Here is an 11,190-nt window from a genome sequence, read left to right as displayed (position 1 = left end):
TCCACCTGGAGATGTAGTCCTGCCCGCCAGGGCCGGAGGACGGGCGCTGACCGGCCCTGGCGGGCAGGACTACATCTCCAGGTGGACGTGGATCCGTTCCGCCCCGTGTTGCGTGGGGGAATCCAGAAAAGGAAGTGGGCCGGCGCGTGCTTCGAGTTCTCTTCTTCCTGATGTCGCTGCTGCCGCGCACGCCCCGCCGGTTTGTCGTGCGGGGGCTGATGCATGCGGTGTGGGGCACGCTGTCCCATGCGAAGGTGTACGGCCTGAAGGACGTGCCGCCGGGCGCCTGCCTCTTCATCGCCAACCACCTGTCCAACGCGGACGGCTTCACGCTCTACCGTGCCTTGCGTCCCCGGCACGTCGTCTTCCTGGCCGGCGTGAAGCTGCACGGCACGGTGATGACGCGGCTGGCGGCGGAGACGATGGACACCATCGACATCACGCCGAACTCGCCGGACATCGAAGCGCTGCGCCGCTGCGTGGAGCTGCTCAAGGGCGGCCAGTCGGTGCTCATCTTCCCGGAAGGCGGCCGCAGCCGCTCCGCGGGCCTGCTGCAGGCGAAGAAGGGCGTGGGCCTCATCGCCAAGCGCGCCGGGGTGCCCATCGTGCCGGTGGCGCTGACGGGCACGCAGAAGCTGATGCCCATCAACGACTCCGACATGGGCGGCGAGCGGCTCTTCCACGCGGACGTCACGGTGACGTTCGGCCCCGCCTTCCGCATGGAGGACCTGGAGCCGGAGGTCGCGGGCGCGAAGGATGCGCGCCAGGCGCTGGTGGACGCGATGATGCGCCGGGTGGCCGCGCTGCTTCCGCCGGAATACCAGGGCGTCTACACCGCGCCCCCGGAGCCGGTGGACGCCCCCGTGTCGTCGCCCGCCTCCGCGCCGCCGTCCGCGTAGCGAGTCCCCTGAAACGAAGACGGCCGCGCGGGCAGCAGGTGCCCACGCGGCCGGGTGCTTCCGTCCTGCTCCGACGGCTACTGGAGGAACGCCTTCTTCACCTCGGTGAGGAGGGGATTGGCGCCCGTTGCGCGGTCGGTGCAGCCCTGGTTGATGGTCCAGATGATGGTGCCGCCGTAGCCGTTGGCCTTCGCGTACTGGCCCTTGGCCTGGATGGCCTCCGGACCGTCGTACGTAATCCAGCGCACGGTGCCGTCCTCCACGGGCGTGTTGAACGTGACGTAGTTGGCCTGCGCCGCCACGTCCCACTTGAGGGTGCCCGTCTTGGAGAGTTCGAGGATCTTCTTGTACGTGAAGGAGTTGTCCCCGCCCACGTAGTCGGACCAGTTGGTGAAGGCCTGGCGCGGGCCGCTGATGTTGCGCCACGCGAGGCCATAGAACGGGATGCCCATGCCCAGCTTCTCCTTGGGGATGCCCGCGTTCACCCAGGCCTTGAGGCTGGACTCCACGGACGTGGGATGGGTGCCGGACTCGCCCGTCAGCGCGGACGTGAACCACGAATCCCACCCGTCCCAGACGCCAATCATCTCGTAGGACATGATGTTGACCTGATCCATGTAGGTCGCCAGCTGCGGGTACCACTTGAGCTCCGCGTCGGCGCTGAAGTTGTTGTTGATCCACCCGATGGGGAAGGTCATCAGCATGTTGGGCCGCACCTGACGCAGCCGCTGCACGAGCGCGAGCAGGTTCGGCTTGTCCGCCTCCTCCACCGGCTCCCAGTCGATGTCGAGCCCGTCGTAGCCGTGGTCGTCCATCACCTTGAGCAGGTTGGTGACGAACTGCTCCCGGTTCGCGGGAGTGGCCGCGCCCACCCAGCCGGCGTGCTCGCCCGCGCCGCCCACCATGATGATGGCCTTGCGTCCCGCCGCGTGCGCGCGCGTGGACAGCGTCTTCGCCATGGCGGAGCCGTTGGAGTTGTCGAAGATGGCGTTGACGGTGCCGTTCGCGTTCGGCGTCACGCGCCCGACGATGATGTGCGTGAGCGCGCTGAAGTCCACCTTCTCCGGCGGGTAGTCATCCGCGTTCCAGCCCGTGTAGTAGCCGGACACCCACTTGTTGGTGTTGCCCACGGGCCCCGTGACGGTGATGTCCGCGATGGCCTTCTTCGTCGGATCCGCGCTGCTGGTCGCGACGACGTGGTAGCCGCCCGCCGTCTGCGGCGCGGTGTACGTGCCGCTGGAGGTGACGCTGCCGCCCGTGGCGCCTTCCTGCACGGACCAGGTGACGGACGTGTTGGTGGCGCCTGTCACCTTCGCGGTGAAGGTCTGCACGCCGCCGCGCGCCAGCGTGACGCTCGAGGGGGTGACGGTGACGCTCACGCCGGTGGGCGCGGTGCGCGTGCCCGACACCGCGGAAGAGCGGGCGCTCTCCCCGGCGGCGTTCAGCGCGGTGACGGCGTACCAGTACGTCGTGCCGCCAACCGCGCTGGTGTCCTTGTACGACGCGGACGTGACGGGGGACGCGGTGAGCTTCGTGTACGTGCCGGACTGCGAGGCGGCGCGGTGGACGTTGTAGCCCGTGGCGCCCGTCACCGTGCCCCACGTGAGCGCGACGTCGGTGGTGGAGCCCGTGGCCTTCAGGCCGGTGGGTGCGGACGGCGCGGTCGTGCTCGCCGCGAGCCGCACGTTGTCGAAGTACACCGGGGCCAGACTCCTGCCCGCGTTCTCCATCATCACGAAGCCGGTGAGGTTCCCGCTCGCCGCGCCCAGGGTGGCGAGCGGCACGCGGCACTGCGTCCACACGTTGGCCTTGATGCTGCCGCCCACACAGGACGGGTTGAGCGCCACGGGCGTCTTCTGCGACGTGCCCACGGTCGCGTAGACCGCGAGGGCCGGGTTGTTCGTCGCGCCAGGGTTCACCTGCAACTCCACGAAGCCGAAGCCCGTGGTGGGGACGCCCGCGTGGTTCAGGTACACGCCCGTCCACGGCTTGAACGTGGCGGAGATGGAGCGCGTGCCGGCGAACACAGGCTTCGTCGCCGTGAGGCTGTGCGTCGCCCAGGACCAGTCCTGCCAGCCTGAACCCAACGCGTCGTCGTACAGGGTGGTCGCGCTCGCGAGCGCGTCCTCGGAGGCCACCAGCGAGTCCTCATCGCCCGCGGTGGAGGTGAAGTCCGGAGCCCCGCCACAGCCGGCGTGCACCGCGCCCAACGCCACGAGGAACCCCATGAGCTGCCTTCTCAAGTCTGCTCCTGCTTCGCCAGGTGAAAAGGGGCGGGGTCGGAGGAACCGCACTTCCTGCCCGCGGCGCGTGACAGGAAATTCCCCCGGCCGCCCTGGGCGTCGCGCCGGAAGTGGCGGACGTACAAAGGGGACCTGGCGATCGAGGCCTAGAAACACCGCGATCGCCGGTCGGCGTTCAAGCCATGGGGTGGGGTGTTTGGGTACGTCGCGAGGACGCCAGGCCGGTGCGCGAACAGACTCGCGGGCGGCCGGTGTGTGAATGAAACGCGCCTGGTGACGGTTCGAAGGAGCGGGCCCTTCCCACACCTGGAGGCGCTCCATGCGCGCCTCCAGGGGAAAGGCATCCACGCCGCTACACGTGGGAATTCAATCCTGCATCACCGCTGCATTTCACTTCTTCGCGGCCGACGTCATGAAGCTCCACGCGCTCTGTTCGCCCAGGAGGTACGTGCGGAAGTGGTTCTCTCCGGGGCGGTAGAGCCCGGTGCGCTTGAGCTGCTCGTGCAGCGCGGGCAGGTGGTAGTAGGGCACCGACGGGAAGAGGTGATGGGACAGGTGGTAGCCGGCGTTGAAGGGCGCGATGAAGAAGCGCTCGAACCAGGTGGGTGACTCCACGTCCCGCGTCTCGTGCGTTTCGTCCTCCGAGGCCGGGGTGAAGGGGTGCTCCACCACCGCGCGGATGCGGAAGGCCATCATCATCAGCGTGAGCGACGGCACCGACCACAAGAGCAGGTAGTGCAGCCACCCGCCCGTGAGGGTGAGGAAGGCCACCAGTCCCAGCATCCACAGCGTGTAGCGCACCTTCTCCGCGCCCGAGGGCGGCGGCCCGCCCTTGCCCATCATCCGGCCCGTGAAGGACCAGGGGATCATGATCTTCAGGTGGGAGAGCGTGAAGACGCCCACCATGTCCCCCAGCAGCACGCGCGCGGCGCCCCAGCGTGTTCGCGGGAAGATCCACGCACTGTCGCGCTGCGCGGTGCGCCAGTAGGGGTCCTTCGGGGTGTTGACGTACCGGTGATGCTCCGCGTGCTCCTTGCGGTAGCCCGCCGTGGTGATGTTCATGGGAAACGCGCACAGCACGTCCGCGAGGAAGTCATTCGCGAACCGGTTCGTGAGCAGGTGGTGGTGCGAAGCCTCGTGCACCAGGCTCAGGAGCGCGTGCTGCCGGGTGGAGATGAACACCGCGGCCAGCAGCCATGCCCACCAGCGGTCCACCTGCACCACGAACGCAACCGACATCGCGATGATGAGCCACTGACGCGTCACGGCCCACATTCCACGCGCGTTGGCCACCACCGACAGCTCCCTCACGACGGCGGTCAGCGACCGGCGCTCGAACACGCGAGAGGTGACCGCTTCCGAGTCATCCAGCGACACCGTTTCCGGAACGGCAAGCATTGGGGACAGACCTCCTGCCGGGCGCAAGCGCTCTGGCTGGAGGCAGGGGAGGCCTTCCCCCCAACCCAAGGCGACCCCCTGCCGCGCACGCCGGTTCATGTGGGACTGCGCCGCCTGGGCGGTAATTATCTCATATCACAATAATAGTGAGGTCGGAAATACCCGCCCAATCTTACAGTCAGGACGGACGGGGAAGCATGGGCATGCGGGAGGAGGGGCGGGTGTTGAGTGGTGTCCAGTCGGGGACCCTCCAGGGGGCCTTGCGCATGGGATGGCAGGGGAGGCCGGCCTTTTGGACGGTGCGCCCTGGGGGTTGTCCGTACACTGGGTTCGAACGCCCTTTCCGCGTCCCGCGGCCCCAGGAAAGGACGGGAGGAGCTGACCCTCCCGGTCATTTGGATGCAGGCACCCTTCGACTTCCAGAAGCTCTTCGAGCTCTCCCCCAACCCGTACATGCTGCTGGACCGCGAGCTGCGGTACGTGACGGCGAACGCGGCCTACCTGCGGGTGACGGCCAGCCGGCTGGAGGACCTGGTCGGTCGCAACGTCTTCGAGGCGTTCCCCAACGACCCGGACGACCCGGCCAACGCCAGCCTGCGGATGCTGCGCGATTCATTCTTCCGGGTGCTCAATGAGCGGGCCCTGGACACCCTGGCGCTCATTCCCTACCGGGTCCCCCGGTGGACGGACTCGGGCATCGTGGTGGAGGACCGCTACTGGAGCGCCACGCACACGCCCCTGCTGGATGCGGCGGGCGAGGTGGCCTTCATCCTCCAGCACACGATGGACGTGACGGAGCTGCAGCAGCTCAAGCAGGCCATGCTTGACGCGCGGAGCGCCCCTTCGTCGGACCCGGGCACGCAGCTGGAGGCCGGGGTGTTCCTGCGCGCCAAGGCCGTGCAGGAGGCCAACCTCACGCTGGATGGCGAGCGCAGGCACCTGCGGCGGCTGTTCGAGGTCGCCCCGGGCTTCATGTGCTACCTGAAGGGGCCCTCACACGTGTTCGAGCTGGTGAACCACTCCTACCTCCAGCTCGTGGGCCACCGGGAGCTGCTCAACAAGCCCGTCCGGGAGGCCCTGCCGGAGGTGGCGGGGCAGGGCTTCTTCGAGCTGCTGGACGGGGTGTTCACCTCCGCGGAGCCCTTCGTCGGCCACGGCATGCGCGTGATGTTGCAGCGCGTGCCGGGCGGGCCGCTGGAGGAGGCCTTCGTGGACCTGGTGTACCAGCCCATCGTGGAGGCCGACGGGCGCGTCTCCGGCATCTTCGTCCAGGGGCATGACATGACGGCGCAGAAGCGCGCCGAGGACGAACTGGCGCGCCACCGCGACCACCTGGAGGAGCTGGTGCGCGAGCGCACGCGCGAGCTGGAGCAGAGCGAGGCGGAGCGCCGCCAGACGGAGGCCGCGCTGCGCCAGGCGCAGAAGATGGAGGCGGTGGGCAAGCTGACGGGCGGCGTGGCGCACGACTTCAACAACCTGCTCCAGGTGGTGAGCGGCAACCTCCAGTTGCTCCAGCGGGACCTGGCGGGGGACGCGAAGGCGCAGCGGCGGCTGGAGACGGCGCTGGGCGCGGTGGAGCGCGGGGCGCGGCTGGCCTCGCAGCTGCTGGCCTTCGCGCGGCGTCAGCCGCTGGCCCCCTCGTCCATCAACGTGGGCCGGCTGGTGCGCGACATGGATGACCTGTTGCGCCGCGCGCTCGGGGAGGACGTGGAGGTGGAGACGGTCATCGCGGGCGGGCTGTGGAACACGTCGGTGGACCGCAACCAGTTGGAGAACGTCATCCTCAACCTGGCCATCAACGCGCGCGACGCGATGGACGGACGGGGCAGGCTCACCATCGAGGCGGGCAACGCGATGCTGGATGACCACTACGCGCTGCTGCACCCGGAGGTCACCGCGGGGCAGTATGTGCTGCTGGCCATCTCCGACACGGGCACGGGCATGACGCCGGAGGTGATGGAGCGGGCGTTCGAACCGTTCTTCACCACCAAGCCGGAGGGGCGCGGCACGGGCCTGGGGCTGAGCATGGTGTACGGCTTCGTGAAGCAGTCCGGCGGCCACGTGAAGATCTACAGCGAGCTGGGGCACGGCACGTCGCTGAAGATCTACCTGCCGCGCAGCTTCCAGGTGGCGGTGCAGCCGGCGGAGGCCCCCTCCGGACAGGTGGAGGGCGGCACGGAGACCATCCTGGTGGTGGAGGATGATCCGGCGGTGCGAGGCACCGTGGTGGAGGTGCTCACGGAGCTGGGCTACCGGGTGCTCAAGGCATCCGACGGCCAGAGCGCGCTCGCGGTCATCCAGAGCGGCCTGCCGGTGGACCTGCTCTTCACGGACGTGGTGATGCCGGGGCCGGTGCGCAGCCCGGAGCTGGCGCGGCAGGCCAAGGCGCTCCTGCCGGAGCTGGAGGTGCTCTTCACGTCGGGCTACACGGAGAACGCCATCGTGCACGGCGGCCGGTTGGATCCCGGCGTGAGCCTCTTGAGCAAGCCGTACCGGCGCGAGGACCTGGCGCGGAAGATCCGCGCGATGCTGCGCCAGCGCGAGCAGCGGCTGGCGGCCAAGGGGCTGAAGGGGCCCGCGCCCGTGCCCGCGGCCGAGGGGCCGCGCGCGGCGGACGGAGCGCTGAAGGGGCCGCTGCGCATCCTGCTGGTGGAGGACGACGCGGACATCCGCGAATCCGCGTGCGAATTGCTCACGGACATGGGACATGGCGTGCAAGCGGTGGAGAGTGCGGAAGCCGCGCGCACGGTGCTGGGCAGGGACCCCATCGACGTGCTCTTCACGGATGTGACGCTGCCGGGCATGTCCGGCGTGGCGTTGGCGCGTGAGGCCGTGCGGCAGTACCCGTCGCTGCGCATCGTCATCGCCTCCGGCGATTCGCGCGCGGTGAACTCGGAGTCCGGACCCGAACTGGAGCGCGCGGTGCTGCTGCCCAAGCCGTATGACCTGGATCAGATGGAGCGCGCGTTGGAGCAGGCCGCCGCCGCGCTGACCGCCGCGCCGCGGACGCGCTCCCCGTGACGGACGCGCGCGCCCGAGCGGGTGAGGAAGTCATCTACGTGTCCACGCTGCCCGGGCTGGAGCCCGCGCTGGAGGCGGAGGCCCGCGAGTGCGGCCTGGGTCCCCGCCGCGTGGAAGGCGGCGCGGAGTTCGTGGGCCCTCCCGGCCTGTACCAGACGGCGAACCTGCACCTGCGCACCGCCAGCCGCGTGCTCCTGCGCCTGGGCACGTTCAAGGCGCCCACGGCGGACGGGCTGGTGCGCGAGCTGGCCGCGCTGCCCATGAAGGACCTCTGGGATGGGAAGACGCCGCCCCGGATGTCGGTGACGCTGCACCGCTCCGCGGCGCCCGGGCCCAACGTGGTGTACGAGTCCGCCGCCGTGGCCTGGGGCCTGAAGGAGGTCCAGCGCGCGGGGCCGCACCTGGATGAGGAGGGCGGTGCTCCGGGCCTCACGCTGCTCGTGCGTGGGGAAGGGGACCGGTGGACGGTGAGCGCGGACACCTCCGGGGAGCCGCTGCACCAGCGCGGCTACCGGCAGGAGGTGGGGCGCGCGCCCCTGCGCGAGACGCTGGCGGCGGGCCTGCTGGGGCTCGCGGGCTACACGGGAGATGTGCCGCTGGTGGATCCGATGTGCGGCTCCGGCACGTTCCTGGTGGAGGGCGCGTGGATGTCCCAGCGCAAGGCGCCGGGGCTGCTGCGCACGTTCGCGTTCCAGTCGTTCCCTTCGTTCGACAAGGAGGGGTGGGCGCGCCGCCGCGCGGAGGCGGAGGCGCGGGTGCTGGGCGAGCCGCGCGCGGTGATTCGTGGCTACGACCTCAACGCGGGCGCGCTGGGGACGGCGCGGCGCAACGCGAAGCGCGCGGGGGTGACGCTGACGTTGGAGCGGCACGACCTGCGCACGCTGAAGGCGCCATCGGAAGGGCCCGGGCTGGTGGTGGCCAACCCGCCCTACGGCAAGCGCGTGGGCGAGGAACTGGACCTGCCGGACCTCTACCGCGCGCTGGGCGCGACGTTGAACGGCGCGTTTCGCGGATGGCGCAAGGCCATCATCATCCCCGACGAGCCGAAGCTGCTGGCGGCGCTGGGGCTGAACGGCGCGCGGACGGTGGATGTGAAGAACGGCGGCCTGCCGTGCCTGCTGGTGCTGGCAGGGCCGTGATGGCAGGCCGGGGCGGCCCGCCCGCTAGAGCGGCAACACCAGCTCGAATCGCGCGCCCCCTTCAGGCCGCGCGCCGGCGCGCACGGTGCCTCCGTGCGCGAGCACCACGCGCCGCACGATGGCCAGGCCCAGGCCGCGTCCGTTGGCGCGCGTGAGGAAGAAGGGCTCGAAGACGCGCTGCGGATCCACGCCCGCGATGCCCGGGCCCTCGTCCTCCACCACCAGCGACACGCCCTGCGGCACGCGGCGCACCGCCACGCGCACCGTGCCCTTCGCGGGCGAGGCCTGCAGCGCGTTGCGCATCAGGTGCGTGAGGGCCAGCTGCAACAGCGTCTCGTCGCCCGCGATGTCCGGCACGTCCGGCGCCTCGTCGAACACCACGCGCGGCGTGGGCAGCCCCTCCCGGCCGTGGAGCTGGCCGAGCGCGCGGTGCACCAGCTCCCCCAGGTACACGGGGCGCGGCCGGGGCTCCAGCGGGCGCACCGTGTCCAGCAGGTCGCGCACGATGTCCTCCAGCCGGATGGCCTCCTCCTCCAGCATCTCCACCGCCGCGGCGCCGGAGGGCCCCAGGCGCGGCTCGCGCTTGAGCACCGCCACCGTGTTGAGGATGGCGCCCAGGGGATTGCGCACCTCGTGCGCCACCACGCCCGCCGCCTCGCCCAGCGCCGTCAGCCGCTCGCTCGCGACCAGCTCCCCCTGCAACCGCGACACCTCCGCGAGCCGTGCCTCCGCCGCGCGGTGGTGGCGCACGTTCTCCAGCGCCCCGCCGATGAGCTGCGCGAACAACTCCAGCGCGCCGGCGTTCGCGGGCGTCAACGTGGGGGACTGCACCGCGAGCACGCCGAAGGGCTCATCCCCCACGAAGATGGGCGCGTCCAGGGCACGCGACCCCGGGGGATAGATGCGCTGGATGTTCTCCGCCACCTCCGGCGCGTGGATCCGCCGGGCCATGCTGAACGCATCCGGATGGAAGGCCGCCTTGCGCCGGGTGAGCACCTCCGTCAGGTGCGGCATGCGCTCCCGGTGGATGCGCACCTCGTGCAGCGCCTGCCCATACAGGCTTTCGGCGGCCGCCACGCTCTCCGGCTCCTGGCGCAGCGGCCCGTGGCGCAGGAAGTCGCCCTCCAACAACATCACGGCCACGTAGAAGCCCTGCCGGTGCACGGCCTCCACCGCCAGCTCCAGCACCGCCGTCTCGTCCCGGCAGCGCAGCAGCTCCGCCGCGGTGGACACCAGCACGGTGGACAGCCTGCGCACCGCGTCCCCGCCCTCGGCGTCCAGCAACATCACGAGCTGCTCTTCCGGCACCCGTCCCGGCGCGTGGATCAGCGTCAGCTGGTGCTGATGTCCGTCCGCGCCCCGCATCCGCCCCCAGGTCGGTTGCTCCGGCAGGGGCTCGCCGCGCGCCAGGGCCCGCGCCAGGGGCTCCACCCACGCGCGCTCCTCCGGACTGAAGCGGGCGCTGAACTCCAGGATGGAGGGCAGCTCGCCTACACCCAGGCCCAGCAGCGTCTGGAGCGCGGTGTTGGTGAACACCAGCCGGTCGCCCCGCACGACGAACAGCGGCACCGGCAGCACCTGGAGCAGGCCGTCCAGCGTGACGGGGGAATCCCCGGCGCTCATCGCGTCACCGGCATCAGGGTGTCGTCCGCTTTCCTGGTCGCATGCCGCGCCGCCGCGGCGGGACACCTGCCGCGGGGCAATCGTTCCGCGCCGGGTCCGTAGGAAGGGAGGAAGGTTTCGAGGATTGGAGAGGACATCATGAACTTCGCGAACGAGCTGGACCGCAGGGACCTGGAGCTGAAGTCCGTCATGGCGGTGATGGTGGCCTTCGTCGCCATGAGCGCGGTCTTCCTGGTGCAGTTGTTCTGACGTCCGTCTTCTATCCCGACTCGGGGCCCGACGTGCAGCCTCGCCTGGTGCACGTCAGGGCTTCTTCGGACGGCGGACGTACTGCTGGATGAAGTCCCGCTCCTCCGCGCGCAAGGCGCTCAGGCGCAACCCGTAGCCGCGCGGGTTCTTTCCGTCCTCCAGGGAGTTCTCCCAGATGACGGAGCTGCGCAGGGTCATCACCCGCTCCGGATCATCGAAGCGCAGCGTCAGTTCCACCTGCGTCCCCAGTCGCAACGGCCGGTCCGTGCCGATGAACAGACCGCCCGACGACAGGTTGATGATGCGGTGGTCGGTGAAGATGCCCGTGTTCTTCATCGTCACCCGCACGTCCGCGTGCAGCCGGTCGTCCGAGCGCCGCTCCAGACCCACGAACTCCGCGCTCGAATACGACGGCGCGGGGCTCGCCACCACCGGACGCCGAGCCGGAGCCGGAGCCGGCGGCGCGGGCGGCGGCGGCGCGGGCGGCGGCGGTGCCGGAGGACGCGCCGACGGTGTCATCACCGGTGGCGGACGCGGCGGCGCGGGTGGTGGAACGTAGGGCGGGGGACGCGCCGCGGCCGGCGGAGGTGGCGCGTCCCCCGCCCTACGTTCCACCAC

The 11,190-nt window shown here is 70.5% G+C and carries 7 protein-coding genes; 3 read left to right on the top strand and 4 right to left on the bottom strand.

Going from position 1 to position 11,190, the window contains the following annotated elements; genetic code table 11:
• Window positions 1-146 precede the first annotated feature (146 nt).
• Entirely contained in the window at window positions 147-899 is a 753-nt protein-coding gene (locus D7Y13_RS48805) for a lysophospholipid acyltransferase family protein (protein WP_120537071.1), read from the top strand.
• A gap of 77 nt (window positions 900-976) precedes the next feature.
• Here D7Y13_RS48805 and D7Y13_RS30640 read toward each other — a convergent pair whose 3' ends face one another.
• Together D7Y13_RS30640 and D7Y13_RS30635 are read right to left on the bottom strand one after the other, a co-directional pair.
• On the bottom strand, window positions 977-3,142 hold the full coding sequence (locus D7Y13_RS30640; RefSeq protein WP_120585593.1) for a glycosyl hydrolase family 18 protein: 2,166 nt from the start codon (window positions 3,140-3,142) through the stop codon (window positions 977-979).
• A gap of 390 nt (window positions 3,143-3,532) precedes the next feature.
• Window positions 3,533-4,540, bottom strand: a complete 1,008-nt coding sequence (locus D7Y13_RS30635) for a fatty acid desaturase family protein (protein WP_158620479.1) — start codon at window positions 4,538-4,540, stop codon at window positions 3,533-3,535.
• A 399-nt stretch (window positions 4,541-4,939) separates the two neighbouring features.
• Between D7Y13_RS30635 and D7Y13_RS30630 the strand changes: the two genes are divergently transcribed.
• On the top strand, window positions 4,940-7,561 hold the full coding sequence (locus D7Y13_RS30630; protein ID WP_120585595.1) for a response regulator: 2,622 nt from the start codon (window positions 4,940-4,942) through the stop codon (window positions 7,559-7,561).
• Complete coding sequence (locus D7Y13_RS30625; protein ID WP_120537075.1) at window positions 7,558-8,700, top strand: THUMP domain-containing class I SAM-dependent RNA methyltransferase; 1,143 nt, start codon at window positions 7,558-7,560, stop codon at window positions 8,698-8,700. The genes D7Y13_RS30630 and D7Y13_RS30625 overlap by 4 nt, the downstream gene beginning before the upstream one ends.
• A gap of 24 nt (window positions 8,701-8,724) precedes the next feature.
• On the opposite strand, the gene D7Y13_RS30620 is transcribed toward D7Y13_RS30625, so the two are convergent.
• Window positions 8,725-10,323 (bottom strand): sensor histidine kinase, encoded by a 1,599-nt coding sequence (locus tag D7Y13_RS30620; protein ID WP_120537076.1) that lies wholly within the window; start codon window positions 10,321-10,323, stop codon window positions 8,725-8,727.
• A 303-nt stretch (window positions 10,324-10,626) separates the two neighbouring features.
• Window positions 10,627-11,190 (bottom strand): TIGR02266 family protein (locus D7Y13_RS30615; protein WP_167508791.1); only part of this gene is annotated, 564 nt, incomplete at its 5' end.

The sequence above is a fragment of the Corallococcus praedator genome, assembly GCF_003612125.1.
GTDB classification, from domain to species: Bacteria; Myxococcota; Myxococcia; order Myxococcales; family Myxococcaceae; genus Corallococcus; species Corallococcus praedator.
The sequence above is the reverse complement of the archived record's forward strand: the minus strand, read 5'-3'. Positions and strand labels throughout refer to the sequence as shown.

Excerpts from the sequence above, each read along its gene's own strand:
- D7Y13_RS30620 (WP_120537076.1), bottom strand. The coding sequence starts at position 10,323 with ATGAGCGCCGGGGATTCCCCCGTCACGCTGGACGGCCTGCTCCAGGTG.
- D7Y13_RS30635 (WP_158620479.1), bottom strand. The coding sequence starts at position 4,540 with ATGCTTGCCGTTCCGGAAACGGTGTCGCTGGATGACTCGGAAGCGGTC.
- D7Y13_RS30630 (WP_120585595.1), top strand. The coding sequence starts at position 4,940 with ATGCAGGCACCCTTCGACTTCCAGAAGCTCTTCGAGCTCTCCCCCAAC.